This window comes from Pigmentiphaga sp. CHJ604, assembly GCF_036972535.1.
GTDB lineage: Bacteria > Pseudomonadota > Gammaproteobacteria > Burkholderiales > Burkholderiaceae_B > Pigmentiphaga > Pigmentiphaga daeguensis.
Window position 1 is genome coordinate 3,208,769 of the sequence record NZ_CP136998.1, and the last position, 25,711, is coordinate 3,234,479.

A 25,711-nucleotide genomic window follows, 5' to 3' on the forward strand; every position below is an offset into this window, starting at 1 on the left:
GAGATGGCGCGATGACGCTTTTCACGACCGACTACCTGGAGTACTACCTGACGCTGGTGTCCTGGATCGTCAACAACGGCATCTGGGCGGTGCTGGTATCCAGCGGGGTATTCGCGCTGCCTTTCGTCGCCATCATCGTGCAGGAGTGGTTGAAGGCCCGTGCGGAAGGTGCCGACGAGGGCAATAAAGGCGTGCTGAGCGCCGCCCGCATCGAGAACCGGGTCTTCGTCGCCATCGTGGTGGTGATGTTCGCCGGCATTCCGTTCATCGACGTGGACCTGAACACCATCCAGTACGACAGCTCGCGCTCGGCCCAGTGCCAGGTCAGCGTGCCGCAGCCCACGGATACCGGCTGGTCGCAGTCCTTCAGCACCATCAACAACCAGTCGGCGAAGGTGCCCGTCTGGTGGGCGTTCATGCATGCACTCTCGCGCGCCGTCACGAGCGCCTCGGTGGCGGCGATCCCGTGTGGCACGGACCTGCGGCAGATGCGCATGGAGATCGACGCCACGCGCATCGATGACCCGGTGCTGGCTCAGGAAGTAGCGGATTTCTCGCGGGATTGCTATGGGCCTGCACGGGCCAAATTGTTCATGCAGCGCCCTCAGCTCGATGAGCAGCAGATGCACGACGTGACCTGGATCGGATCGCGGTTCTTCACCGACACGAACGGCTACTACGACACGTACCGTTCCAGCACGCCGCGCGATGACTGGCCCTATGACAGCAACCGCGACGCCGGGCTGGCTCAGGTATCCAGTGGCGGTGGCTACCCGACCTGCAGGCAATGGTGGGCTGATGGCAGCAATGGCCTGCGGGCACGCCTGCTGGGACAGGTGGACCCGAGCCTGCTCAATCGGCTGGCGGGCTGGGCCGGGTTCCTGAGCCGGGCCGAGGTGGACGACTCGGTGATCCGCACCATCGCGTCGCCGAGGCAGCAGAAGTTGAACCAGGGCAGCGTCTATACGGACTACGGCGGCCAGATCGACAAGACCTTGCCGAACATCGTGACGCGGGCCACGGGAGACGTTGGGATGGCAGTCGGCGCGCTTGCGGCATTTCCCGCCATGGACGTTGTGAGACAGGCCCTGCCCATGGTGCTCGCCTTGCTCAAGATGGCGCTGGTCATCTGCATCCCGCTCGTGCTGGTTGTGGGCACCTATGACCTGAAGACGGTCGTCACGGTCAGCGTCGTGCAGTTCGCGCTGTTCTTCACGGACTTCTGGTTTCAGCTTGCGCGCTGGATCGATTCGACGATCCTGGACGCACTTTATGGCTGGGGGTTCGGCTGGAACCGGCCGCACACCAATTTCGACCCGTTGGTAGGACTGAACAACGCCTTCGGTGACATGCTCCTGATGTTCGTCACGGGCACGATGTTTCTGGTCCTGCCGACGTTTTGGGTCGCTGCCTTGGGGTGGGTCGGAGTTAAGGCTGGGGTGATTGCTCAGAACCTTGCTGTCGGCTCCAAGGAAGCGCGTGATAGCGCCGGGTCAGGTGCAAACAAGGTAGCCGGCAAGGTTCTGTGACGGACAGGCCAAATCTCAGTCATCGAACGGATCGTTCGGGTCGTGAGGGTCGAGCCGCTGGCCATTGGAAGAATACAGGCCAAAGCCCGCCTCGCCATTGCGCAGTTCATCCTGTTGCGCCCAGCGGTCGTCATCTCTAGCCGAATTGCCAGCCATCCATGCCGCCGCAACGCCCAGCAGTAGTAACACCGCCAGCCAGAAGGTGGTGTACAGCAGCACCCCGAGCGCAACCAGCTTGACCACCCACACGAGCGCGGTGGCACCGGCCGCCGGCATCCCCTTGGACACCAACCAGCTCGATACCCGGCGTTCGCCGCGCACGTAGGCACGCCATCCGCGACCCAAGGCGCGGCCGAGTCGTTCTGCGGTACTGATGCGGGTCGTGGTGGTCATGGTCGTCTCCTGCTACTGAGGGATGCCTATTCCAGTTTGCTCCAATCCTGCTTGCTTGCCTGTATCAGCGCGTGCCAGTCGTCTGGCGGGTTCCCGCGTCCGAGCATCTTCTCGAAGACGACATACGGGTCCGACTTGCTACCCGAAGACCGCAGGGTCTGTTCATCGTTGACCCAGGCGTACACGATGACCTTCGCCTTCGAGTCGTACCGGAAGAACAGCCGGAACCGCCTTCCGATTTTGGCCCTTCGCCAGTGGCGGTGGGCCGATCCCAAGGTATTGCCCTGACGGTACTCGTCGCGTGCCGGATCGCCTGGCACTACTTCCAACATCAACTGGCTCAAGGCCCGGAACAGCTTGACGTTGGCATTGGACTCGAAGCCTTTCGGGTCGTTCTCCTGCGCGCGCCTCGCGGCCGCTTGCAGTTTCTGCAACGGCTCAATCACGCAGTCGTGGAAGAGCAGCGTCCAGCCATGCCGTTGCATCAGAGTTCCACTTCCCCGTCGATCTCCTCGTCCAGGTTCACGCCATGGCCAGCATGCTCCAGCATGGCGCGGGCCAGATCCTCGGGCAGGCCTTGGACGTTCCGGCCAGCTTCGATGTCGCGGGCCAGCAGGCTCAGGAACGCGCCGATGGCGGGGTCCTCGTGCTCGGCATCGACACGGGTGACGACGACTTCGCTGCCCCGCAGATCGAACGCGAGCTTGCCGCCGGCATCAACGCCCAGCGCCTGCCGGATAGGCTTGGGCAGCGTGACCTGGCCCTTGGAGGTCAACGTGGCGACTTCGTGGATGGCAGGCATGGCGGCTCTCCTGATTGCGATACCCGCATGGTAAGGAAATTTCCTTACTTTGTCAATGTGAAGCCTCATGGCGCTCTCCCGGTCCAAGAATTGGCCCATCGTAGGGCGTGAACAGCCAGCCTTCCTGCATCAATCCGGCCCTGCCGCAACCCACATTGGCGATGGACGATCAGGACCCGTTGCTCTATACCCAAAGGCCGCAAAGGGTCGAAATGGCAAGGGAATGGAGTGCAAGGGGAAAGGCTCTATCCCCAAAAGGCAAAAAGGCCTCCCGCTCGGCCCCCGACAGGACACCCGCATGCTTTCTCTGTTCCAGCGAAAACGGCCCGCGGTCGCTGCCGCTCCGACGCCACCATCGGTCACCGACCTCCCGAAAGGGTTGATGCGGCCCGAGTCGGCCGCATCGCTGCTGGCCACCCCGCGCCGGCAGAAGCTGCTGGAGCACATCTGGCAGCGCACGTCGCTCTCACGTAAGCAGTTCGCCACCTTGTACCGGGCGCCCCTGGAGCGCTACGCCGAGCTGGTCCAGGCCTTCCCGGCCTCCGAGGCGCATCACCATGCCTACCCGGGCGGCATGCTGGACCACGGCCTGGAAATCGTCGCCTACAGCCTGAAACTGCGGCAGTCCCATCTGCTGCCGATTGGCGCCAGTCCCGAAGACCAGGCGGCGCAGTCTGAAGCCTGGACTGCCGCGGTCGCCTATGCCGCGCTGCTGCACGACATCGGCAAGATCGCCGTCGATCTGCACGTCGAACTGGCCGACGGCTCGCTGTGGCACCCCTGGCACGGCCCGCTGCACCAGCCATACCGCTTCCGCTACCGCGACGATCGGGAATATCGGCTTCACAGCGCCGCGACAGGTTTGCTCTACCGCCAACTCCTCGACCGTGATGCCCTGGACTGGCTCAGTGGCTATCCCGACCTGTGGGGACCGCTGCTCTACGTCCTGGCCGGCCAGTACGAGCACGCCGGCGTGCTGGGCGAACTTGTCGTGCAGGCCGACCGGGCTTCGGTGGCCCAGGAACTGGGCGGCGATCCGGCCCGCGCCATGGCTGCGCCCAAGCACGCGCTGCAGCGCAAGCTGCTCGACGGGTTGCGCTACCTGCTCAAGGAACAGTTGAAACTGAACCAGCCGGAAGCCTCCGATGGCTGGCTCACCGAGGATGCCCTGTGGCTGGTGAGCAAGACAGTCTCGGACAAGCTGCGTGCGCACCTGCTGTCTCAGGGTATCGACGGCATTCCAGCGAACAACACCGCGGTGTTCAACGTCCTGCAGGATCACGGCATGTTGCAGCCGACGTCCGACGGCAAGGCGGTCTGGCGCGCGACTGTGACCAGCACGACTGGCTGGTCCCACTCGTTCACCTTGTTGCGTCTAACGCCCACGCTGATCTGGGAGCCGCGTGAGCGGCCGGCACCGTTCCCCGGCACGGTGGCGATCGACGTGGCGCCCACGGACAAAGAGGCTGACGTGTTCACCACCATTTCGACGGCCGGCCCGCTGGCCGCCCCGGAAGGCCAAGAAGATCCACCAGGGGAAGGAGGTCGTTCATCTTCAGCTCCTTCGTCCAAGTTCCAAACCTTGCCGGACGTGATGGAAGACATGCTTTCGATGGTGGGTATCGGCGACTTACCCGCGATCGGGCAGGACGCGGCAGTGCTCTCAGAGCAGGTGCCTGCCGCACGTCCCGAAATACCAACCTTGCCCGCGTCACTGCCGTCGTCGCCTGCGCCAGCGCCCTCGATAGCGCATCCATCCGGGGAGCACTTCATGGGTAAGCGCCCGGTGATCCCGTCTTGAGCCACGGCGTTGTCCTCGATTAGTGTCCACCATTTTTTGGTGGACACCATGGCAAAGACAGAATTAGTGCCGTTGCGTAAGCGCCGGTCTTATCCGAAGACGCTGAAGGCCCAGATCGTGGCGCAGTGCAATCAGCCGGGGGCATCCATTGCCAGCGTCGCGCTGTCGCACGGCGTGAACGCGAACCTGGTGCATAAATGGATCCGACTTGCCTGCCGCGCGCCGGCCGCTACGCCCGCGTTTGTGCCCGTGGTGGCACCGCCGCTGCCGGCACCGGGCCGGCATATTGAAATCCGGCTGTCGCGCGGCCCGGTGCAAGCGACGGTGCAATGGCCCGTGAGCGAAGCCGGTGCCTGCGTGGCGTGGCTGCGGGAGTGGCTGCGGTGATCCGCATCGATGCGATCTGGCTGGCGACCGAGCCGCTGGACATGCGTGCCGGCACCGAGACAGCGCTGGCGCGGGTGGTGGCGGTGTTCGGTATTGCACGCCCGCACCACGCCTATTGTTTCGCTAACCGACGCGCCAACCGCATGAAGGTGCTGGTGCACGACGGGATCGGCGTGTGGCTGGCCGCGCGCCGGCTGAACCGCGGCAAGTTCGTGTGGGCCGATGCGCTGCGTGGCCCCCACATCGCGGTCGACAGTGAGCAGTGGCAGGCGCTGGTGCTGGGCCTGCCCTGGCAGCATGTGGGCGCGGCAGGCGCGATCTCGGTGTTGTAGCGCCGGACAATCCGGCAAGACGCCAATACCGCCGCGGGGAGCCCTGCGGCATACTGGTGGCCATGAGTACCGCATCCCTGGACCACCTCGACGCGCAGCAGCTACGCGCGTTGGCAGAACGCCTGATGGGCGAGGTTGCCGCGCGTGACGCCCAGATAGCGGCGCACGATGCGGTGGTTGCCGATCGGGATCGCGTACTGCACTTCAAACAGACGCACATCGACCAGCTCATGCAGGAGCTGGCGCTGTACAAGCGCTGGCGCTACGGCAAGCGCAGCGAGCAACTGAACCCGGCGCAGGCAAGCCTTCTGGAAGAGACGATGGATGCCGACATGGCGGCTATCGAAGCGGAAGTGAACGCGCTGCGCGAAGCGATCGCCACAAAGCCTGCGCCGTCGCAAGCGCCGCGTCGCATGCGGCTGCCGGCCGAGTTGCCGCGCACCGACATCCACCACGAACCGGCGTCCACGACGTGCCGCTGCGGCTGCGGTTTGAAGCGCATCGGCGAGGACGTCAGCGAGAAGCTGGATTACCTGCCGGGCGTCTTTACGGTCGAGCGCCACATCCGCGGCAAGTGGGTGTGCGAGCACTGCGAGACGCTCACGCAGGCGCCCGTGCCCGCGCAGGTCATCGACAAGGGCATCCCGACGGCGGGGCTCTTGGCGCAGGTGCTGGTGGCGAAGTTCGCCGATCACCTGCCGCTGTATCGCCAGGAAAGCATCTTTGCGCGCGCCGGGCTGGCGCTGCCGCGCTCGACGCTGGGCGAATGGGTCGGCGTGTGCGGGTTGCGGCTGCAGCCCTTGGTCGATGCGCTGAAGGCCGAAGTCCTGGACAGAGCAGTGCTGCATGCCGACGAGACGCCGGTGCAGATGCTCAAGCCCGGGGCGGGCAAGACGCACAAGGCTTACCTGTGGGCCTACACGCCGACCTCCTATGACAGCCTGCGCGCAGTGGTCTATGACTTCACCCCCAGCCGCGCCGGTGAGCACTGCCGCACGTTCCTTGACGACTGGCGCGGCAAGCTGGTGACTGACGATTACGTCGGCTACAAGGCCGGGTTCGCGGCCGGCATCACGGAGCTGGGTTGCATGGCCCATGCCCGTCGCAAATTCCATGACCTGCATGCTAGCAACCAAAGCCAGATTGCCGGCCAGGCGCTGGAACTGTTCGGCGCCCTGTATGGTGTCGAGCGCGACGTGGCTGATCTGCCCGCCGACGAGCGGCAGCGAATGCGAGAAGAACGCGCGCGGCCGATCGCCGAGACGCTGCACCGGTGGCTGATCGCGCAGCGCCAGCGCGTGCCTGACGGATCCGGCACGGCTCGCGCCATCGACTACAGCCTCAAACGCTGGGAGGCACTCGCGCGCTATCTAGACGACGGCCACGCGCCGATCGACAACAATTGGGTCGAGAACCAGATCCGTCCCTGGGCGGTCGGACGTGCGAACTGGTTGTTCGCGGGGTCGCTGCGCGGCGGCCAGCGCGCGGCCGCCATCATGAGCCTGATCCAGTCGGCACGCCTGAACGGGCATGATCCGTATGCCTACTTGAAGGACGTGCTCACGCGGCTGACAACGCAGAGGAACAATCGGATCGCCGAACTGCTGCCACATCGGTGGACACCGGCCACCTGATTGCCGTCGTCAAGGCGTGATTACCGGCCGCTTACCTTCATGGCGTGGCTGAAACAGGGCATCTTGTCCCGCCGACTCATCATCAACGACGCAAAAGCGCTCGTGCATACGGTGAGCGGCACGACCTACCTGGTCAGTCCCGGGGTCTTCCAGCGCTATGCGCAAGAGCACCCGCAAGTCGGCGCGCAGGCTAAGCAGGAGAGCCAGCAAGACTGGCAGTGGATACAAAAGCGCTTCGAGAGGCTGCAACTGCATCGCAAGCAGCCGAACGGCCTGAATATCTGGACCTGTAAAGTCACCGGGCCTAGAAAGTCCCGTCACCTGCACGGATACCTTTTGGAAGATTCAAGCCTGCTTTTCTTAGAAACGCCGCCGAATAATCCCTACTTATCCCTGTTGTGTGAGACCACAGGAAGCGGACTTCATGAAAGCAATGAGGGTCAACATTGAAGTCCCCTCAAATACCTGAGCCACTCAGAAGTAGAGATTGGGGAACAGTTTGACACGGTACTCGACCGGTGGGATTCGGCCGAGGGCTTCATGGGGTCGATGGTGGTTGTATCGGTGTAGCCAGTCGGCCGTCATGTCACGCACCTCCTGCAGTGAATCGAAGACGTAGCGGCGAAAGCTGTCAGCGCCCTTCGAAATCGGCAGGAGCGGACAGTCCTTAATGTAGCGGATACTCACCCTCCTCTTATGGAGACCAACTGCTGGCTCCGACGTTGGCTCAGCAAGCGATCCCATCGAAAGGTCACCAGCGGCATTCTCCAAATCAGTCTTTCTGGCTCCTGAGTTATGTGTCGATCACACCCGATACGCGCCTCATATTCCTTGACTTGTATCCGACTATGGAGTTTTCATAGGAATTTGTCCGCTTACGGCGACATCCCGTTTTCCTTGGTGCATGGTGGCCGAAAGCAAGCAGATCGCGCCAAGGGATATTGCAACGTCAGCCAAATTGAAAGCGGGCCAATGCGCTCCGTGCCAATGGAAATCGAGGAAATCGACTACAGCCCCTCGCAACAGGCGGTCAACTGCGTTACCCAGCGCGCCACCTAAGATCAGGCTATAACCCACGCCTTCCCATTTAGATACTCCTTGACGCAATAGGCGGATCAGCCAGATTGAGACTCCCAGCGCAAGCGCGGCAAAACCGAAACGCGCCCAGCTACCAGCACCAGCCAGCAGGCTGAATGCGGCGCCGTTGTTCTTCAAGTGGACGAGATTGAAGAAAGGGGTTACAGCGACTTGATCGCCATAGCCGAAAAAAAGCGAGACGGCGGCCTTTGCGACCTGATCGCCAAATAGCACTGCGGCAGCCAAGCCGTACCAGATTCCGATTGCCCGCAGCCTCGTCAGCCTCCAGGCACTCGCCAGCATCGTCAACAGCGAACCAGCAAGCGCAAGGCTGCCGGAGGCGATGCCCCAGCCGGCCAGCACGTCGGCGGGAAAGTGCATGCCCGCAGCAATGCGCGACCAGCCGACCAGAACGACATAAGCAACTAACGCCAATCGGTGGCGTACACCTGTCAGCGGCCACAACGCCCCGGCAACAAGTGCGGCGTAAGTGGAATGACCGCTCGGCAGGCTATAGTGCTCCTCCACTGTGCCAAGCACGTGATTCAAATGGCCAAATACCGCTGCCGGTCGCGGAAAATCGAGCCAAAATTTCAAGATGGAGGCTATTGCAATCGCGATGCCGAAGCCGATCACGAATTGAAGAAGCTGCCGCCGAATTGCCAAGGCGTGATCGGCTGCTGCCGTTGATCTTGACCATGCCCACAGTCCGAGCATCACTAGGGGCGCAGTCCAGTAGTTGCCCAGGACGTTGCTGAAGATCCAGGCCAGCGGTATCAAAATCGGCGGCGTGGCCTCGTAGACGAGCTGAAACAGAGCGCTATTCAAGCCACCCCAATCGTAAAGAATGGCTTTCCAGTTCATCGGCGCAACAGCCTCAACCCGTTGCCGACCACCAGCAGACTGGCCCCCATGTCGGCAAACACCGCCATCCACATCGTGGCTTGCCCGGTGAAAGTCAGAATCAGGAACACCGCCTTGATGCCCAGCGCGAGGGCGATGTTCTGCTTCAAAACGCTAGCTGTTGCACTGGACAGTCGCACGAATGTCGGCAGCTTGCGCAGGTCGTCATCCATCAACGCAACGTCGGCGGTTTCGATGGCCGTATCGGTTCCCGCCGCCCCCATTGCAAAGCCGATGTCCGCACGCGCGAGCGCCGGGGCATCGTTGATGCCATCGCCCACCATGCCAGTTTTCCCGTCCGCCGACAGTCGCTCCACTTCATGCAGTTTGTCTTCGGGCAGCAGATTGCCACGACTGCGGTCAATGCCGACCTGACTGGCAATGGCAGCGGCAGTGTGCGGGTTGTCACCGGTCAACATAATGGCTTTGATGCCCAGTCGGTGCAGTTCGGCAATGGCCTGGCGGCTGCTGTCCTTCACCGTGTCAGCCACTGCGAAGAGCGCCCGCACTCCTTCCTGTCCCGTCAACATCACTACGGTTTTGCCCTCGGCTTCAAGCGCAGACACCCTGGACTCCAGATCTGGCGAACACATGCCCAGTTCCTCGACCAGGCGGTGGTTACCCAGGTGATAGATCTGCCCGTTGATGTCGCCACGAACCCCGCGCCCAGGCAGCGCTGCGAAATCGGCTACATCACGCGGTGTCAACCCATCGTTGACGGCTGCACGGGCCACTGCCAAGGACACTGGGTGGTCTGAACGGGCTGCGAGGCTGGCGGCCAGCAATCTGGACGCATCAGGATCGGCGTTGCCCCATGCAGCGAAATCAGTCTGCGCTGGCTTGCCGTGTGTGATCGTGCCCGTTTTGTCCAGGGCCAGCCATTTGAGCTTGTGCCCCTCTTCCAGATAGACGCCACCCTTGATCAGGATGCCGTGCCGTGCGGCAGCAGCCAGACCGCTCACAATGCTCACCGGCGTGGAGATCACCAGAGCACAAGGACAAGCGATGACCAATAGAACCAGCGCCTTGTAGATCCAGTCCAGCCACGGCACGCCGAATACCAGCGGAGGCACAAGCGCCACGGCAAGGGCTACCGCAAATACGATAGGCGTATACAGCCGCGCAAACTGATCGACGAAACGCTGCGTCGGCGCGCGGCTTCCCTGAGCCGCTTCAACGGCATGAATGATGCGGGCCAATGTCGATGCGCTGGCGGCAGCGGTGACGCGGAATTCAAACGAACCCTCCCCATTGATCGTGCCTGCAAACACGGAATCGCCCTCAGCCTTGTCTACCGGAAGGCTCTCACCAGTGATCGGCGCCTGATTGACGGAGGAGCGGCCTTCGACGATCAGCCCATCGAGGGCAATGCGCTCACCAGGTTTGACGCGAACACGGCTGCCCACGGGCACGGCGTTGGCGTCCACCGCAGCCCAACTGCCGTCCGCTTGTTGAACCAATGCGGTATCCGGCGCGAGGTCCATCAAGCCACGGATGGCATTGCGAGCCCGATCCAAGGACTTGGCCTCGATCACCTCGGCTAGTGCGAACAGCACCATCACCATAGCCGCCTCGGGCCAATGGCCTATGAGCATGGCCCCAGTGACCGCAATGGACATCAACGCATTCATGTTCAGGTTGCGGTTCCTGAGCGCAATCCAGCCCTTCTTGTAAGTCGTGAGGCCGCCAGTGAGGATGGCCACCACGGCCAGCGCGACCACGACCCAGTGGTTGCCGCCGTTGAGCCAGTACACAACCTCGGCCAGCGTTGCGGTGACGCCTGACACTGCCAGCGGCCACCAGTTTGTGCGTGCAGGCGCTTGCGCCTCGGCTGCCGAAGGGGCCGAAGAAGTGCGCACCTCGGCGTCGAAGCCGAGCGATTTCAGGGCTGCAAGCACATTGGGAAGTGCGTCGGGTGTATGTGCGACGTGCAGCCTGCGCTGGACGAGGTTGAATTCAAGATTCGCAACGCCTGGCACGCCGGCAAGCTTGCCGCGGATCAATGCCTCCTCGGTGGGGCAGTCCATCTGCTGGATGGATAACCAGGTACTTTGCTGGGCTGCCTTCTCATCCATCCGAACCGCTCGCATCCCGATGGCCGATAACGCGTCTTCGATAGGGCGCAACGAGGCAAGCTGATGGCTGACTCCCAGTGTTCTCTGCACCAGATTGAATTCAAGGCTGCTCACGCCCTGCACCTTTCCGAGTTTGTCGCGAATCAACGCTTCCTCGGTCGGGCAATCCATGTTCTCGATGCGGTAGCGCACCTGCGGCAACGCTGCTTCGACGATGTTCGGTTTCGGGTTGGGCACCACAACGGTAGAGCAGCCACATCCCTTGGAGCCACATTCACTCATGGCAACTCCTCTTGTGTAGATCTGAGGTTGATGATTTAACACTCTATAGTTACTATAGAGTCAAGTCCTTTTTCCTTTTATCCCAATCCGCACCATGAACCTCCAGATCGGAGAACTTGCCAAACGCACTGCCTGTCCGGTGGTGACGATCCGCTATTACGAGCGAGAGGGGCTGCTGCCGCAGGCTCGCCGCAGCCAGGGGAACTTCCGCTTGTATGGAGAGGCGCATGTGGAGCGCTTGCAATTCATACTTCGCTGCCGTTCGCTGGACATGCCATTGAGCGACGTGCGAACTTTGCTGAGCTACCGGGATCGGCCTGCGCAGGATTGCGGTGAAGTCAACCTTCTTCTCGATGAGCGCATCCGGGAGGTGAAATCACGGATTGAAGCGCTGCGCGAGCTGGAACACCAGCTGGCCGATTTGCGCGATGCATGTTCCGGTGCCAGACCTGTCGAAGCGTGCGGAATTCTGCAAGGGCTGTCGGGATGCGCATGTGATGCGCAGGAAGCAACTGCTCCCGTCAAGTGACCAGTGGGCCGAGCCGATCATGCCATAACAACAGGCCCCGCCAGCTCCCTGATGCTGGCGGCCCGCAAGAACAATGAATTATAATCATTCGCATTTGTGATGCGAACTTTCTGCCGGTAAGGCCCTCATGCAAGCCCTGCGCATACTCTCAGCCGTTCTGTTCTCTTGGTTCATGGTCATCTCTGTCGCGCATGCCGATCCTCTGGCTACGCAAGACAAGGCTAAGCAAACCTGGCAATTGCTGGACTACCTAGCGGTCGATTACGGCGGCGCTGTGCGGGATGGCAAGGTTCAAAGTGCCAGCGAATACGAAGAAATGAAGGAGTTCGCCGCGACAGCGGGGCAGCAGATCGCCACATTGCCGAGCACGCCTGCACTTCCCGAACTGAAACGCCAGGCCACGGCACTGAGCGAACTCATCGCAGCCAAGGCCGACGCGAAGACAGTGGCCGACAGTGCCCATTCACTGGCGGCGGCACTGGTCAAGGCGTACCCGTTCCCGCTTTCCCCCTCCACGCCGCCGGATCTCACGCGCGCCAAGGTGCTGTTTGAAGCCAACTGCGCGGCATGCCACGGGGCGACTGGCCGGGGCGATGGCCCGCTCGGCGCAAAGCTGACCCCGCCGCCGATCGCGTTCACCGATCGCGGCCGGGCACGCTCGCGCAGCGTGCTCGCGCTCTACCAAGTCATTTCTCAAGGCGTCGCCGGCACGTCGATGCCCAGTTTCGCCACGCTCTCCGACGAGGATCGGTGGGCATTGGCATTTTTCGCCGGAACGCTGTCGCACGACGACGCCATGCGGGCGCGCGGTGAAGAATCCTGGGGCCGAGACGCCACCGCCAAAGCCGTCTTTCCCGACCTGGCGGCCGCTGCCACATTGACCGAGGCCGCCTTGTCCGAACGGATGCCACCCGACGCGGCGCGCGACCTGACCGCCTACGTCCGCAGCCATCCAGAAGTGACCGTCACCGCCAACGGCACGGGCGGGCTGGGGTTGGCCCGCGCACGGCTTCAGGAGAGCCTTGCCGCAGCGCGCGCAGGCGACCAGGCCAACGCGACGCGCTTGGGTTTGTCCGCCTACCTGGATGGTTTTGAACCACTGGAACCGGCATTGCGCGCGCGCAACCAGGCGCTTCTCACTGAAGTGGAAAACGCCATGCTGGCCTACCGCGGCGCACTTGCCAGTGGCAAGCTGGAGCAAGCCGACGCCACGGCCCAAAAGCTGGACTACCTTTTTGCCCAAGTCGATACCGAATTGGGGGCGGACAAAGCCGAGCCACTGACCACCTTCATTGCCTCGATCACCATCCTGCTGCGCGAAGGCGTGGAGGCGCTGTTGATCGTCGTCGGCATGCTCGCATTCCTGAAGAAAGCCGAACGGCGCGATGTTCTGGCCTACGTCCATGGAGGTTGGCTTACGGCGCTCGCGTGCGGAGGCTTGACCTGGGCCATGGCAACCTACTTCGTGAGCATCAGCGGCGCCAGCCGCGAGGTGACCGAAGGGGTGTCATCACTCTTCGCTGCTATTGTTCTGCTGAGTGTCGGCCTCTGGATGCACCAGAAGAGCACCGCCGGTAAATGGCAGGCATATCTGAAGGAGAAGCTCTCCGCAGCCATGGCGCGCCGCTCGGCATGGGCGTTGTTCGCGCTGGCGTTCATCGCCGTCTACCGCGAGGTTTTCGAGACGGTGCTCTTCTACTCGGCCTTGGCCGGTGACGGCAATAACGGTGCATTGCTCGGCGGACTGCTGAGCGGGGTGGCCGCCCTGACTATCCTCGCATGGCTCATGCTGCGCACCAGCGCCCGTATGCCGATTGGAAAGTTCTTCAGCCTCAGCTCGATTCTGGTCGCTGTCCTCGCTGTAGTGCTTGCGGGCAAGGGAGTTGCGGGTCTTCAAGAAGCCGGTTGGCTGAGCGCCAGCCCGATCCATTGGCCACGCATCGAAGTGCTTGGGATTTATCCGTCGGCAGAGACCACCTTAGCGCAAGCCGTGATCCTCATCATTGCATTGGTCGGTTTTGCGCTGAATGCCCAGACTGCTCGCCGGTCGCAGGCGGCGTGATGTTCGGTGCTCCTGAATCGTTGGGCTCGAAACCATCGCACTGATTACCCCAAGGATGCTCTCCGCGTTGACGTCCACTTCCCATGATGCAATTCCGTCGCGTGCCAGCTGGCACGCCAAACAGCGTGACCCATTACCTAGTCCGCCCTGAACAATTCCGTTTTCAGGCAGCCGCAGTTGTTGGCATGCGAAGTTGGCGGGCAAGGGCGTCCAGGCGATGTTTGCTGTCCGTGGTCACCACGAACTTCCTGCGCCCCTTGGCCCGGATACCGTGGCGCTGCATCAACTGCCGAACCCGCTCCTTGCCCACCCGATGGCCTCGCGACAGCAGTTCCTTGCGCATGCGCGGCCAGCCGTATTCGCCACGCAACTGCGCGTGGATGGCCCGGATGTGCGCCAGCACTGCCTCATCGCCAAGACTGCGCCTGGGGCCTTGTCCAGGCCCGCGCCCAGATGCTTGCCAGCTGAAGTACCCGCTGGGGCTGACCTCCAGAACCTCGCACATCAGCGTGATCGGCCAACGTCTCTTCATCGACCTGATCCAGGCGTACCTTGCAACACGTCCTGTGCAAAGTACGCCGCGGCTTTTTTTGCGATGTCGCGCTCCATCTTTACCCGTGCCAGTTCCGCTCGCAGCCGAGCGATCTCCCCCTGCTCGGGGGTCACCATCGCCACGGGTTTACCTTCTGCGGACATCCCCAACTGGCCTTTGGCATCGGCCCTGACCCAGTTCGTCAGACTGGCCTTGGGCATCCTCAGCGTCTTGGCCACCACCGACGCTGCCCGTCCACCCTTCACCTGCCTGACGGCCTCCTGCTTGAACTCCAGGGTGTACTTCCCTCTGCTTTTCACTTCATTCATCTCATGCTCCATACCGGCATTCTCCGGGTTGAGCTATGAACTCCGAAATTCGGGGGCAACCTCAGTATCCCATTCCACGCACGGTGTGAATGAGCTTCGGATTGAACGCATCGTCTATCTTCGCGCGGAGACGGCGGATGGCTACATCGATGACGTTGCTATCGCTGTCGAAATTCATGTCCCATACCTGCGACGCGATCAGAGAACGTGGAAGGACCTCCCCGTGGCGACGGGCCAGGAGCTCAAGCAACGCGAACTCCTTGCTGGTGAGATTGATGCGTTGGCCAGCGCGCGTTGCGCGCCGGCGCGCCAAGTCCAGCACCAAATCGGCAACCTGGATGCGATCAGGCTGGCTCGGAGCGCTTCCGCGTCGCAGCAGCGTCCGCACCCGCGCCAGCAACTCAGAGAACGCGAATGGCTTGACGAGGTAGTCGTCCGCTCCCAGTTCCAATCCCTTGACACGGTCGTCTACACCGCCACGCGCCGTCAGAAAGAGCACAGGGACCTGTTTACCGGCATCTCGAAGGGCACGCACGATGCGCCAGCCATCGACATCCGGCAGCATGACATCCAAGACCACCAGATCGTATGTCTCGCCCATGGCCAGGTGGTGTCCGTCCAATCCGTTGCGCGCCAGATCCACGACGAATCCCGCCTCCATGAGACCTTGGCGGACGTAATCCGCCGTCTTGTTCTCGTCTTCAACGACCAGCAGTTTCATCGCATGTCCCATGAAATCGCTACGGCGCGGAAAAATAGCCGCTCACGATGTACGCATTCATCCACTTTCAATCAGCAATTTACTGGTTGCCAGCTTCCACGAACATTACATGAATGTAATTCAGGGGTCATTCGATGGAAAGTGCCCAACCCATAGCATGACCTGCATTGCGTCGAACTGTGCCGCTCAGGATGGGGTGGCGTTTAGAACGACTTCCGAGTCATCTATGGAGGATTTCAGGCCATGCCGCCTCGTTCACCCTTTTTTATCGTGCCCACACAGGGCCTTTCTCGTCGGCGTTTCGTCCAAGGGTTAGCCGCCGGCGGCGTTCTCGCTGGGCTGTCCACGCCGGCGTTCAAGGCATTTGCCCAGCAAGGCTCCGCGACGCGCGGTGCCGCCCCTGTGCTGAAGGGCACCGAGTTCGACTTGGTGATCGCCGAATCGCCCGTGAACTTCACGGGCAAGCCAGGCGTGGCTACGACCATCAACGGCTCGCTGCCGGCACCGACATTGCGTTGGCGCGAGGGTGACACCGTCACAATCCGTGTAACCAACAAGCTGCGTGAAGCCACATCCATTCACTGGCACGGGATCATCCTGCCGTATCAGATGGATGGCGTGCCGGGCATCAGCTTCAATGGCATCGCTCCCGGCGAGACCTTCACGTACCGCTTCAAGGTTCAGCAGAGCGGCTCCTACTGGTACCACTCGCACTCCGGCTTCCAGGAACTCACGGGCATGTACGGGGCGATCATCATCGACCCCGCTGGCGCCGAGACCATCCACGCCGACCGTGACCACGTGCTGCTGTTCTCGGATTGGACCGACGAAGACCCGATGCGGGTGTTCACCAAGCTCAAGTCCCAAAGCGACTATTACAACTACAACCAACCTACCGTCTTCGACTTCTTCCGGGACGCCTCGCGCGAAGGCACGGCCGCTGCGATCGACAAGCGCAAGATGTGGAACGAGATGCGGATGAATCCGACGGATCTCGCAGATCTGTCTGCCGCCACGCTGACCTATCTGGCCAACGGCGTCACCCCCGCCGGCAATTGGACGGCGCTGTTCCGACCGGGTGAGCGCGTGCGGCTGCGCATGGTCAACGGTGCGGGCAACACCTTCTACGACGTACGCATTCCAGGACTGAAACTCACGGTGGTGCACGTCGATGGTGTTGACGTGGAGCCGGTGACCGTCGATGAGTTCCGATTCGGTCCTGGCGAAACCGTCGACGTGATCGTCCAGCCACGGGATGACGCTTACACGATCTTCGCCCAGGCGATGGACCGGACAGGCTACGCGCGTGCCACGCTGGCCGTGCGTGAAGGTCTTCAAGCTCCCGTGCCTGCCCTCGATCCGGTCGAATGGCTGACCATGAACGACATGATGGGCGGCATGATGGGGGGCATGGACCATGGCGGGTCCGGCCAGGCCATGGAGATGACCGGGATGACGGGCATGACCGGGATGACCGGGATGGGCTCGGGTTCGATGTCCGGGATGGATCATGGGGCGATGGCAGGCATGAATCACGGCGCCATGAACCACGGTGGCATGGCGATGGATCACAGCCAACACGCCGCGGCGGCGGGGGGACTGGCCGTGCCCAGCACTACTGCTCGCCACGCTCGCACCGAGTATGGTGCCAGCACGGACATGCGCGTTGACATGGCGCGCACCAACCTCGATGACCCCGGCATCGGACTGCGCAACAACGGTCGGCGCGTGTTGACCCTCGCGGATCTGCATACCCCGTCGGGGCCGCTGGACAAGAGAGGCCCCGGCCGGGAGGTCGAACTGCACCTCACGGGCAACATGGAACGCTACGCATGGTCCCTGGACGGGCTGGAGTTCGGAAAGTCCACGCCGGTGCACTTCAAACACGGCGAGCGGCTGCGGGTCATTCTGCACAACGACACCATGATGACCCATCCCATGCACCTGCACGGCATGTGGAGCGAGCTGGAAAGCCCCGACGGTCGCTTCCTTGCGCGCCGCCACACCCTGCCGGTGCAGCCGGCACAACGCATCAGCTTCCTGGTGACAGCCGACGCGCTCGGCCGCTGGGCGTGGCACTGCCACCTGATGTTCCACATGGATGCCGGCATGTTCCGCGAAGTCGTGGTGTCTTGAACCCAGCGCACAAGGAAGACCAAGAATGTCCAAAGCACTCCCCACTCGCGCACTGGCCACGACGCTTCTGGCCCTGGTAAGCGTCGCCGCCCAGGCACAAGCACAGAACGACCATGCAGCGCACGGCCAGGCCGACGCTCAAACGGCCGCGCCATCCACTCAGACCGTGGCTCCTGCCGCCGACCCGCACGCGGGTCACGCGACGTCGGCGAGCGGCTCGACCGCGGCCCCGGCCATGGATCACGGCAACATGCAGATGCAGGGCGGGTCGGCGCCTCCTGACGCCCGCGATCCGCATGGCTACTCCAATGGCCTGACATTGGGATCGGGCGACTACGCCGTACCCGGTGTGCCGCGGCTGATGCTGGCCGACGAACACAGGTTCTTTTCGTTGCGCGGCGAAACTCTGGAACGCCGCTTCACGCGCAAAGGAGACGACTCCACGGCCTACGACCTCCAGGCGTGGTATGGGACGACGTACAACAAGGCCGTCGTGAAGGCCGAAGGCGATATCGCCAAAGGAAAGCTCGAAGAATCGCGTACCGAGCTTCTCTGGGGGCACGCCGTCGCACCGTACTGGGACACCCAGCTCGGCGTTCGGGTGGATAACGGGGAAGGCCCGAGCCGTCAATGGTTGGCTTTCGGCATCCAGGGCCTCGCCCCCTACTGGTTCGAGCTGGAGGCGACGGGCTACGTGGGAAGTGGTGGACGTACGGCGCTGCGTGTCGAAGGCAGCTACGAGCTGCTGCTGACCCAGCGACTGATTCTGGAGCCTCGCGCCGAGTTGCAGTTTTATGGCAAGGACGACCCGGAACGCGGTATCGGCAAGGGCCTGGCCGAAGCGTCTGCTGGCTTGCGCCTGCGCTATGAATTCAGTCGCCAGTTCGCCCCCTATATCGGCGTGGAACGGGCGGGCAGCTTCGGACGCACCGCGGACTATGTGCGTGCCGAAGGCGGCCGTGCGCAGCAGACGCGCTGGGTGGCTGGCGTGCGATTCTGGTTCTAGAACCTAGCGGGTTTGATCATCTGATGAGAGGCGATCCATGAACATGCACTACGACAGAAGCCAGGGCAAAGTGCCGAGACGCCAGGCATTGATCGCTGGCTTGTTGGTGATGGCACTCGCAGGACCGAGCCTGGCGCAGAGCCGACCGATTGCCAAGGTCTGGAAGGACCCGAGCTGCGGATGCTGCAAGGACTGGGTCTCACACCTGCAAGGCGCAGGCTTCGATGTGCAGGTTCTCGACACCGGGAACACCGCAGCGCGCACGCGGCTGGGCATCCCGCAGAAGTACGGTTCTTGCCACACGGCGCAGATCGGCGGCTATGCCATCGAGGGTCATGTGCCTGCCTCGGACATTCAACGCTTGCTGCGCGAAGCCCCGCAGGCCATCGGCCTCGCGGCGCCCGGCATGCCGGTCGGTTCGCCCGGCATGGATGGTCCGGCCTATGGTGGACGCAAGGACGCCTACGACGTGCTGCTGATTGGGAAAAACGGTAGCAGCACGGTCTATCAGTCGCATCGCTGACCATCCATCAACCCTTCTCCGTGGAGATATGCCATGCAGCATCAGCACACACAGACCCCCAGCGATCGCCCCCGGTTCTGGCGATCGCGCTACGGCGTGGCGTTCCTCATCATCGCCGCTGTCGCCGCGTATTTCCTGCTCAAGGAGCACACGGCACATGTTGCCGGCTATCTCCCCTTCCTGCTGCTGGCGGCTTGTCCGCTGATGCACCTGTTCATGCACCGTGGTCACGGCCACGGCGGACACGATCATGCCGCGCGTCAGGGTAAGGAAGGTGCCGCAGCCTCCAAGGAGCAGAAGCAATGAGTCGAGGCACTCGCACCGTGCGAGCACGCGACGCCGCGCTTGTCTCCTTGCGCGCCTGCGGCCTGCTGCGATCACCAGACAGCGATGAGCAAGAAACGAGTCCAGCGCGTCTGTGACGGCGCCCTCTGTTGCCCCCTCTGCAACATTCGTACGGGCACCACAAACGTGTTTGTCTTCAGGGCCCACCGGACCTCTCGCCCCAGTGACCAGCCGGGATGCTCGCGGCGTGCAACGCCAGTGGCCTCACAGCCCATATGTAGAACTGTAAGGCTGCGACACAAGCTCAGCCGAGTGCCGCTGAGTCAGCCGCGATGCCCCTTCCGAAGCAAAGAGTAGAGGCGTGCAACTTCATTGCTGGTGATGGCGATGTTCCGGCCGTCCTTCGCAACCACGGACGTACCGATCTTCTGATATGTCGCGCGGCCAAAACGGTCTTCCTGCGCCATGAGGCCGTCTTTGAAGATGTAGAGCGTTCCTCCATCGGCCAACGGAATCATCTCCTTGGCAGCCTGGACTGCGGCATCACCGGCGAATGCCGGTGCGGAAAGCGCGCCCAACAGAGTGGCGAGGACGATATAAGACTTCATGATCAGCTCCTTTGTGAAACGACGGCAACTTGCGTCGCGTCATCACTGTAGGAGCGTGTCGCTTTCCAAGCGATTGCGCCATGATTACATTGCGTTAATGCGGCGTCCCCAAAGAGATAGGCTCTGCAAGCAGCGAACACACCGAAACGGCATGCTCCCGCCGAAAGCCCTTGGACCACCGGCTCGTCATAGGACTTCCCGCTCGCAGTAAATGGCCCATCCAAGGCGTGTTCACCGAGCAAGCCGGGCGACGGTGGCACACGAGCCCTGGGCCACTCGCACATCAAGCACCTGATTTCGGCCACGCGGACGGGGCTCTGCATGCGTGACGCCAACCGAAGTAGTACAGCCCGAGCTGTTCCGTGCCCGAGCGCTCAGAGACATCCACGCGGCTGCACCACCTTGGTCGACGACATCGACTGAAATGCCACGGCCATCAGCTCCACCCGCGCTCTTTCAGACGGGGACACGCGGGTCTACCGTGGGCCTTGCTCCGAAGGAACGGTCGGCCAGACCATAGTAGCCCTCCCAGACGGGCTCACGTGAGCGTGCGGGCTCTTGCCCCGCAATCAGTGGCAGGAGCCGCAACAGCCCCCTCGCTTGACAGCGGATGCCGGTGCAGCAGCCGGCGCGTTCACCTGAGCGGGCGAATACCCAGCGTCGGCAATCGCCTTCTGGACGATGCCCGCATTCGCATCGGTTGCCACGCTCACCAAATGGCGGCCCAGGTCGACCTGGACATCTGCACCTGGGTCGATGGTCTTGACCGCCTTGGTGATGGTGCTGGCGCAATGGCCGCAGGTCATATCGTTCACCTCGAATGCAAGCATTGGTTCTCTCCGTTAGTGGTTAGGTGCTGCTGACTCTAGACCTTGCCATCGTGGCAATGTCAAGTGTCAGTTTCTGGCCTCCCATCGAGGGCCCACTCCAAGCGGAGCAGACGCTGGGCTTCTCATCGAGCATCTCGTACAAGATGAAGCCGCCGCGGCGCTGCGCGGCGGCTTCATCTTGTACGAGGTTGGATGCTCTTCGGCTCTCCGCCGTTCGCCCTAACCGACAATCAGCCTCCACTGTAGAGCTGCATGCGTGCGTTCCGCTCCGCCGGCGTCTCGCTCAGCAGCTCGCGAACCACTTCTTCGCGCGTCTTGCCCGGTCCGGCACTGGGCACCGGAGGCGGGTAGCTGCCCTCGCCGAAATTGAGGAGTCCCTGCTGTACCGCAGCCTCGGCCTCGGCTCGGACCTGCGCACGGGTTTTCTCGCTCTTGAAGTGGTCCGCGTGAACGACCACGCCGACTTCGTCGCTAGTCGGATGCAAGTATTCAGCCGAGGCCATTCCCGGCAACCCCAGGGCGGCAGCCGCGGCTACGGCTGCAATCATGGAAGAGATGGAGTGGCTACGTTGAGTCATGATAGGAGTCCTTGTAAAAGTCGATGAACTTGCATCTCCCGTCCGCTTGGTAGGCGATGAGGAGATGTGTTCATCGTAGAGACCGCTACCCAACAGAAGCGGGACAGCACGGTGAGATTTCTGTCAGCTTTCCCGAGCGTGATAGCGCCACCGCTCCGAAGATTCGGAAGGCGAGATCAGGCTCAGCGACCAGGTGTTGAAGCGGCCTCTAGGACAAGACACAACGCCGAGTTGGATACTCCAGCAATGAAGGCGCATGACACAGTGGAATGATTGGGCCAAGCCGCGCTATGCATCGCCCTCGCCCGATCCGATCACCCTTGGCACCTCAGGATTGTGGATGGGCGTTGCGATGGGGAAACCACAGCGTGAAGCACGTATGTCCTCGGGATGAGGCTGCGTCGACGCTGCCGCCGTGGGCCTCTGCAATGGCACGCGTGATGGCCAAGCCCAAGCCGCTTCCATCGGAGTCAGGATGGGCACGCGAGGGGTCGGCGCGATAGAAGCGATCAAACAAGCGGGGCAGGACTTTGGGATCAATATCTTGCCCCGTGTTCTCCACCGCTACTGAGGTAGCGTGGCCAGTGCTCGAAATGCCGATTGTGATTGCGCCTGCATTCGGGGTGTAGCGCAAAGCGTTGGAGAGCAGGTTGCTCAGCGCGCGGCGGAACATCAAGCGATCGCCATCAATTTGGCCATCGCCGTGTAGCTGTAGTTGGATGGCTTTCTCCTCCGCTACCGCCTCGTAGAAGTCCAGCAATGCCTGGGCTTCCTTGCGCGCGGAGAACACCTCCTTGTGCGGCAGATCGACGCCGCGCTCAGTCTTCGCCAGGAACAGCATGTCGGACACCATGCGAGCCAGCCGCTGAAACTCCTCGGCGTTGGAGGCCAGGGTGTCACGATACGTCGCGGCGTCGCGCTTGGTCGCCAGCGCCACTTGCGTTTGGGTCAGAAGATTGCTGATGGGCGTGCGCAATTCATGAGCCAGATCGGATGAGAAGTCTGTCAGCCGCTGAAAGTCATCCTGCAGCCGATCGAACATGCGATTGAGTTCCTGCGCAAGGTCTGCCATTTCTACCGGCACAGCCCCTACTGGCATGCGCTCGGACAGCCTATGGCTTGTCACCACTGCGGCGCGTGACTTCATCTCGCGCAGCGGTGCCAACCCCTGGCGCGCAGCCAGCCAGGACAGTAAGCCGCATACAACGATGGCTGCGGCGACATACAAGGCCAAGCTGCTACGCAGACCATCCAGGAACTCGGTGTGGTGTTTGGTATCTGTCGCGATCAATACCTGCAGCGCCGATGCAGAGTAGCCCGAAAGCGACTGGAAGCTCAGCGTGTGAAACTCGGCATCGTGGTTGCGCCACACCCCAAATGTCCCCTTCGCATCGGTGTGGATGGCTTTACTACGCTGCACACCAAGCTCGGAATGTGAGGACTGAAAAACGGTCTCCTGATGAGCATCTTTTACCAAGACATAGAGATCATGGTGGTATCCCAAAGCGTCGCTCAAGCGGGAGCGCGCGTCGTTCACAGAATTGGCATTACCCAGAATTTCCTCGATCAACTGCCTCTTGTCCTCTAAAGCCATCTGATCGAGCACGACAAAATGACGCTGAGTCTCTGCCAGGAACAACAATCCCAGCCCGAGCACGACGATAGCCGCCACCACTGTAAAAAACAGGGTTAAACGGCGGGTCAACGAAAGCCTGCCCAGGCGCTGTTGTCGCTGCACCTTTATTCCTCCTCTGGTACGTCCAGCACGTAGCCCATGCCCCGCACGGTCTGGATGAGCTTGACGGCATGCCCCTCATCTATCTTCACGCGCAAGCGGCGCATCGCCACTTCGATGACATTGGTGTCGCTGTCAAAGTTCATGTCCCAGACCTGCGAGGCGATCAGGGAGCGTGGCAGCACTTCACCATGGCGGCGCATCAGCAGCTCCAGCAAGCCAAACTCCTTGGCTGTCAAGTCAACACGCTTGCCGTTGCGGGAGACACGGCGACGCAACAGATCCAGCTCCAAATCGGCCACCTTGAGCATGGTGCCCTCGTTGCCGGCATGACCGCGCCGCAGAATGATCCGAACCCTGGCCAGCAGCTCCGCGAACGAGAAGGGCTTGACAAGGTAATCATCCGCCCCAAGCTCCAGCCCTTTGACCCGATCCTCCACTTGGTCGCGGGCGGTCAGGAACAGGACGGGCATCTCAAGGCCACGGTCGCGCAGGGACTGCAAGACCTGCCAGCCATTCAACCCCGGCAGCATGACGTCCAGGATCACCAGGTCGTACTCACCTTGCAAAGCCAGATGCAGCCCGTCTGCGCCGTTAGGCACAAGGTCCGAAACGTATCCCGCTTCGGTCAATCCCTGCCGGAGGTACTCCCCCGTCTTGGGCTCGTCTTCAACAACCAATATCTTCACGTTCGCTCTCCGTTCACAGCATTGAACGAGAGTGTGCCGAACTCAAAGCGTCCTGACATGAAGATAACAACAATGTAATGTCCGGAACATCTGGGTGACAGGGTTCCCTCTCCAGAATCTTCACATCGTGAGATCAAAGATTCTTGCAGAGGAAACCATGGTCACTTCTAATCTTTCGCCGTCTTTCAGGGCGTCCCTGCCCTGGGTTTTGGCGCTGTTCGCGGGGGCGTCTTTCGCTCAAGCCTCACCGCCGGAGGCAGCGTCGCAGCCCACACTGCTGACGACGCTGCAGTACTCATCGCCAATCCAGGCTTACCAAGGCTACGTGGAGCAGCCAGTGCAGTCCTGGCGAACAGCCAATGATCGCGTCGGGCAGATCGGGGGTTGGCGCACCTACGCCAAGGAAGCCAAGACGCAGGCGCCGTCGTCGCCATCCCAGGATGCTGCTCCCGTCAGTGATCCGCATTCGAGCCATCACGGTGGAGGCAAGCAATGATGGGATTGGGTACCACTCATGCCAGATTGGCCCTGTCCGGCCTTGGCTTCGCCGTTCTGACCGGATGCGCCAGCGTCAGCTTGGATCAGAACATCAGCCGCGTGAACGACGAAGCCAGCGCGTTCACCGAAGGCAAGCTCTCGCTCGCACGCAGTCAGGACGACCGCGACCAGCGCGCGCAAGCCGCTCAGGCCCTGCTCGCTCAGCCCGTGGGACAGAAAGAGGCCGTTCAGTTGGCCTTGGTGAACAGCCCCTCCTTGCAAGCTCTGCTGGCGCAGGGTTGGGCGGAGTCGGCCGACGCGGCCCAAGGAGGCCGGATCGCCAACCCGATCTTCAGCTTTGAGCGCATGGTCGCGGGCGACGAACTGGAGCTGGGCCGTGCCTTGGCATTCGGCCTGCTGGACGTGCTGACGCTTCCAGCCCGGTACAACGTGGCGACCCGGCGCATCGAGCAGTCGCAGTTGCGCTTGAGCAGCGACGTGGTGGATCAGGTCACCCAGGTACGTCAGGCATGGGTGCGGGCCGTGGCCGCCCAGCAAGCACTCAAGTATGCCAAGCAGGTCTATGAAAGCGCGGAGGCCGGAGCCGAGTTGGCCAAGCGCATGCAAGGCGTTGGCAACTTCAACCGGATCACACGTGCTCGCGAGCAGGCCTTCTACGCTGACGCCGCCACCCGGCTCAGCACCGCAGGGCACCAGGCGACGGCCAGCCGGGAAGAGCTCGTGCGCCTGCTTGGGCTCGATGAGGCCCAGGCGCAAGCGCTTCGCCTGCCCGAGCGACTCCCCGACCTTCCCAAAGAGCCGCTGCAGCCGCAGGCTGTTGCCACGCAGGCCTCCAGAGCGCGCCTGGACATTCGGCTGGCGCAGGCCTCGTTGGATAGTGCGGCCAAGGCCCAGGGTCTGAACCTGGTGACCAGCTTCACTGACATCGAGTTGGAGGGGCGTCGCAATACCAGCTGGGATCGCGCCGAGGGCACCCGTTCGACCGCGCGTGGTTGGGAAATCGCCGTACGCCTTCCGATCTTCGATTGGGGCGGGATACAGCGTGATGCGATGAACGCACGGACCTTGGCCGCAGCCAACCAGCTCGAAGCCACCGTGCGCGCAGCAGGCTCCAGCCTGCGGGAAAGCTACTCGGCCTACCGCACGGCCTACGACGTGGCCCGCCACCACCGCGATGAAGTGGTGCCGCTGCGCAAGGTGATCTCGGAGGAAAACCAGCTTCGCTACAACGGCATGCTGATCAGCGTTTTCGAGCTGCTGGCCGATGCGCGCGATCAGGTCAGCGCCGTCTCCGCTGCCATCGACGCACAGCAGCAGTTCTGGCTGGCCGACGCCGCCATGCAGGCGTCCGTGATCGGACGCCCCACGAGCACCAGCCTGTCCGTCGCATCCAGTGCACCCGGCGGCGGCGACGCCGGCCATTGAAGCAAAGAAC

General features: G+C 62.3%; 22 protein-coding genes and 3 pseudogenes. 13 read left to right on the plus strand and 12 right to left on the minus strand.

Translation table 11 applies throughout. The features are described from left to right. The first annotated feature begins 11 nt into the window (after positions 1–11). Positions 12–1,529 (plus strand): conjugal transfer protein TraG N-terminal domain-containing protein, encoded by a 1,518-nt coding sequence (locus tag R4823_RS15495; protein WP_011804664.1) that lies wholly within the window; start codon positions 12–14, stop codon positions 1,527–1,529. A gap of 15 nt (positions 1,530–1,544) precedes the next feature. Here the strand turns inward: R4823_RS15495 and R4823_RS15500 are convergent, their stop codons facing one another. The 3 genes from R4823_RS15500 to R4823_RS15510 are packed head-to-tail and all read right to left on the minus strand — an operon-like array spanning position 1,545 to position 2,724. After that, positions 1,545–1,922, minus strand: coding sequence for a DUF3742 family protein (locus tag R4823_RS15500; protein ID WP_011804663.1), 378 nt, complete (start codon positions 1,920–1,922; stop codon positions 1,545–1,547). A gap of 26 nt (positions 1,923–1,948) precedes the next feature. Continuing rightward, positions 1,949–2,407, minus strand: a complete 459-nt coding sequence (locus R4823_RS15505; RefSeq protein ID WP_011804662.1) for a type II toxin-antitoxin system YhaV family toxin — start codon at positions 2,405–2,407, stop codon at positions 1,949–1,951. After that, positions 2,407–2,724 (minus strand): type II toxin-antitoxin system PrlF family antitoxin, encoded by a 318-nt coding sequence (locus R4823_RS15510; RefSeq protein WP_038204260.1) that lies wholly within the window; start codon positions 2,722–2,724, stop codon positions 2,407–2,409. The genes R4823_RS15505 and R4823_RS15510 overlap by 1 nt, the downstream gene beginning before the upstream one ends. A gap of 298 nt (positions 2,725–3,022) precedes the next feature. On the opposite strand from R4823_RS15510, the pseudogene mobH reads away from it, so the two are divergent. From mobH to R4823_RS15535, 5 genes and pseudogenes are all read left to right on the plus strand, one after another. Then, positions 3,023–4,498 (plus strand): annotated as a pseudogene (gene mobH, locus R4823_RS15515) (MobH family relaxase); the annotation flags it as partial. A 75-nt stretch (positions 4,499–4,573) separates the two neighbouring features. Beyond that, positions 4,574–4,912 (plus strand): transposase, encoded by a 339-nt coding sequence (locus R4823_RS15520; RefSeq protein ID WP_132980624.1) that lies wholly within the window; start codon positions 4,574–4,576, stop codon positions 4,910–4,912. Next, positions 4,909–5,244 (plus strand): IS66 family insertion sequence element accessory protein TnpB, encoded by a 336-nt coding sequence (tnpB, locus tag R4823_RS15525; RefSeq protein ID WP_165963348.1) that lies wholly within the window; start codon positions 4,909–4,911, stop codon positions 5,242–5,244. The genes R4823_RS15520 and tnpB overlap by 4 nt, the downstream gene beginning before the upstream one ends. A gap of 62 nt (positions 5,245–5,306) precedes the next feature. Continuing rightward, the gene (locus tag R4823_RS15530; protein ID WP_087836530.1) at positions 5,307–6,878 is read left to right on the plus strand and encodes an IS66 family transposase; all 1,572 of its coding nucleotides are present in this window, start codon (positions 5,307–5,309) and stop codon (positions 6,876–6,878) included. A 36-nt stretch (positions 6,879–6,914) separates the two neighbouring features. Further along, positions 6,915–7,328: pseudogene (locus R4823_RS15535) on the plus strand (DNA-binding domain-containing protein); the annotation flags it as partial. A 396-nt stretch (positions 7,329–7,724) separates the two neighbouring features. Here R4823_RS15535 and lspA read toward each other — a convergent pair. Next, a complete protein-coding gene (gene lspA / locus R4823_RS15540) occupies positions 7,725–8,819 on the minus strand; it encodes a signal peptidase II (protein WP_009518528.1) in 1,095 nt (364 codons plus the stop codon). Beyond that, a complete protein-coding gene (locus R4823_RS15545) occupies positions 8,816–11,215 on the minus strand; it encodes a heavy metal translocating P-type ATPase (protein WP_009518529.1) in 2,400 nt (799 codons plus the stop codon). Before R4823_RS15545 ends, lspA begins: the two co-directional genes overlap by 4 nt. A gap of 94 nt (positions 11,216–11,309) precedes the next feature. Here R4823_RS15545 and cadR point away from each other — a divergent pair, with 94 nt between their 5' ends. Continuing rightward, positions 11,310–11,744, plus strand: coding sequence for a Cd(II)/Pb(II)-responsive transcriptional regulator (gene cadR, locus R4823_RS15550; RefSeq protein ID WP_011804660.1), 435 nt, complete (start codon positions 11,310–11,312; stop codon positions 11,742–11,744). Positions 11,745–11,871: 127 nt separating this feature from the next. Then, positions 11,872–13,806 (plus strand): cytochrome c/FTR1 family iron permease, encoded by a 1,935-nt coding sequence (locus tag R4823_RS15555; RefSeq protein ID WP_338615342.1) that lies wholly within the window; start codon positions 11,872–11,874, stop codon positions 13,804–13,806. Positions 13,807–14,023: 217 nt separating this feature from the next. On the opposite strand, the pseudogene R4823_RS15560 reads toward R4823_RS15555, so the two are convergent. Beyond that, a pseudogene (locus tag R4823_RS15560) lies at positions 14,024–14,667 on the minus strand (IS3 family transposase); the annotation flags it as partial. A 61-nt stretch (positions 14,668–14,728) separates the two neighbouring features. Further along, positions 14,729–15,388, minus strand: a complete 660-nt coding sequence (locus R4823_RS15565; protein ID WP_011804656.1) for a heavy metal response regulator transcription factor — start codon at positions 15,386–15,388, stop codon at positions 14,729–14,731. A 243-nt stretch (positions 15,389–15,631) separates the two neighbouring features. Between R4823_RS15565 and R4823_RS15570 the strand changes: the two genes are divergently transcribed. Genes R4823_RS15570 through R4823_RS15585 form a run of 4 tightly spaced genes read left to right on the plus strand, consistent with a single transcriptional unit; the run spans position 15,632 to position 19,359 of the window. Then, the gene (locus R4823_RS15570) at positions 15,632–17,524 is read left to right on the plus strand and encodes a copper resistance system multicopper oxidase (RefSeq protein WP_084217409.1); all 1,893 of its coding nucleotides are present in this window, start codon (positions 15,632–15,634) and stop codon (positions 17,522–17,524) included. Between the two features lie 25 nt (positions 17,525–17,549). After that, positions 17,550–18,530 (plus strand): copper resistance protein B, encoded by a 981-nt coding sequence (locus R4823_RS15575; protein WP_005408883.1) that lies wholly within the window; start codon positions 17,550–17,552, stop codon positions 18,528–18,530. Positions 18,531–18,567: 37 nt separating this feature from the next. Beyond that, on the plus strand, positions 18,568–19,053 hold the full coding sequence (locus R4823_RS15580; protein WP_003090303.1) for a DUF411 domain-containing protein: 486 nt from the start codon (positions 18,568–18,570) through the stop codon (positions 19,051–19,053). A 33-nt stretch (positions 19,054–19,086) separates the two neighbouring features. Then, positions 19,087–19,359, plus strand: a complete 273-nt coding sequence (locus tag R4823_RS15585; RefSeq protein ID WP_003097518.1) for a DUF2933 domain-containing protein — start codon at positions 19,087–19,089, stop codon at positions 19,357–19,359. A gap of 302 nt (positions 19,360–19,661) precedes the next feature. Here R4823_RS15585 and R4823_RS15590 read toward each other — a convergent pair whose 3' ends face one another. The 5 genes from R4823_RS15590 to R4823_RS15610 form a co-directional block, all read right to left on the minus strand. Next, the gene (locus R4823_RS15590) at positions 19,662–19,946 is read right to left on the minus strand and encodes a CopK family periplasmic copper-binding protein (RefSeq protein WP_038215044.1); all 285 of its coding nucleotides are present in this window, start codon (positions 19,944–19,946) and stop codon (positions 19,662–19,664) included. A gap of 569 nt (positions 19,947–20,515) precedes the next feature. Then, on the minus strand, positions 20,516–20,776 hold the full coding sequence (locus tag R4823_RS15595; RefSeq protein WP_043387409.1) for a heavy-metal-associated domain-containing protein: 261 nt from the start codon (positions 20,774–20,776) through the stop codon (positions 20,516–20,518). A gap of 230 nt (positions 20,777–21,006) precedes the next feature. Continuing rightward, positions 21,007–21,354 (minus strand): DUF4148 domain-containing protein, encoded by a 348-nt coding sequence (locus R4823_RS15600; protein WP_038215041.1) that lies wholly within the window; start codon positions 21,352–21,354, stop codon positions 21,007–21,009. Positions 21,355–21,682: 328 nt separating this feature from the next. After that, positions 21,683–23,092: a heavy metal sensor histidine kinase gene (locus tag R4823_RS15605; RefSeq protein WP_038213852.1), complete on the minus strand. Its 1,410-nt coding sequence runs from the start codon at positions 23,090–23,092 to the stop codon at positions 21,683–21,685. A 2-nt stretch (positions 23,093–23,094) separates the two neighbouring features. Continuing rightward, positions 23,095–23,778: a heavy metal response regulator transcription factor gene (locus R4823_RS15610; protein ID WP_038213848.1), complete on the minus strand. Its 684-nt coding sequence runs from the start codon at positions 23,776–23,778 to the stop codon at positions 23,095–23,097. 492 nt (positions 23,779–24,270) lie between these two features. On the opposite strand from R4823_RS15610, the gene R4823_RS15615 reads away from it, so the two are divergent. Further along, positions 24,271–25,701, plus strand: a complete 1,431-nt coding sequence (locus R4823_RS15615; protein WP_038213846.1) for a TolC family protein — start codon at positions 24,271–24,273, stop codon at positions 25,699–25,701. The last annotated feature ends 10 nt before the right edge of the window (positions 25,702–25,711 follow it).

Excerpts from the sequence above, each read along its gene's own strand:
- R4823_RS15495 (WP_011804664.1), top strand. The coding sequence starts at position 12 with ATGACGCTTTTCACGACCGACTACCTGGAGTACTACCTGACGCTGGTG.
- R4823_RS15500 (WP_011804663.1), bottom strand. The coding sequence starts at position 1,922 with ATGACCACCACGACCCGCATCAGTACCGCAGAACGACTCGGCCGCGCC.
- R4823_RS15505 (WP_011804662.1), bottom strand. The coding sequence starts at position 2,407 with ATGCAACGGCATGGCTGGACGCTGCTCTTCCACGACTGCGTGATTGAG.
- R4823_RS15510 (WP_038204260.1), bottom strand. The coding sequence starts at position 2,724 with ATGCCTGCCATCCACGAAGTCGCCACGTTGACCTCCAAGGGCCAGGTC.
- R4823_RS15520 (WP_132980624.1), top strand. The coding sequence starts at position 4,574 with ATGGCAAAGACAGAATTAGTGCCGTTGCGTAAGCGCCGGTCTTATCCG.
- R4823_RS15530 (WP_087836530.1), top strand. The coding sequence starts at position 5,307 with ATGAGTACCGCATCCCTGGACCACCTCGACGCGCAGCAGCTACGCGCG.
- lspA (WP_009518528.1), bottom strand. The coding sequence starts at position 8,819 with ATGAACTGGAAAGCCATTCTTTACGATTGGGGTGGCTTGAATAGCGCT.
- R4823_RS15545 (WP_009518529.1), bottom strand. The coding sequence starts at position 11,215 with ATGAGTGAATGTGGCTCCAAGGGATGTGGCTGCTCTACCGTTGTGGTG.
- cadR (WP_011804660.1), top strand. The coding sequence starts at position 11,310 with ATGAACCTCCAGATCGGAGAACTTGCCAAACGCACTGCCTGTCCGGTG.
- R4823_RS15555 (WP_338615342.1), top strand. The coding sequence starts at position 11,872 with ATGCAAGCCCTGCGCATACTCTCAGCCGTTCTGTTCTCTTGGTTCATG.
- R4823_RS15565 (WP_011804656.1), bottom strand. The coding sequence starts at position 15,388 with ATGAAACTGCTGGTCGTTGAAGACGAGAACAAGACGGCGGATTACGTC.
- R4823_RS15570 (WP_084217409.1), top strand. The coding sequence starts at position 15,632 with ATGCCGCCTCGTTCACCCTTTTTTATCGTGCCCACACAGGGCCTTTCT.
- R4823_RS15575 (WP_005408883.1), top strand. The coding sequence starts at position 17,550 with ATGTCCAAAGCACTCCCCACTCGCGCACTGGCCACGACGCTTCTGGCC.
- R4823_RS15580 (WP_003090303.1), top strand. The coding sequence starts at position 18,568 with ATGAACATGCACTACGACAGAAGCCAGGGCAAAGTGCCGAGACGCCAG.
- R4823_RS15585 (WP_003097518.1), top strand. The coding sequence starts at position 19,087 with ATGCAGCATCAGCACACACAGACCCCCAGCGATCGCCCCCGGTTCTGG.
- R4823_RS15590 (WP_038215044.1), bottom strand. The coding sequence starts at position 19,946 with ATGAAGTCTTATATCGTCCTCGCCACTCTGTTGGGCGCGCTTTCCGCA.
- R4823_RS15595 (WP_043387409.1), bottom strand. The coding sequence starts at position 20,776 with ATGCTTGCATTCGAGGTGAACGATATGACCTGCGGCCATTGCGCCAGC.
- R4823_RS15600 (WP_038215041.1), bottom strand. The coding sequence starts at position 21,354 with ATGACTCAACGTAGCCACTCCATCTCTTCCATGATTGCAGCCGTAGCC.
- R4823_RS15615 (WP_038213846.1), top strand. The coding sequence starts at position 24,271 with ATGATGGGATTGGGTACCACTCATGCCAGATTGGCCCTGTCCGGCCTT.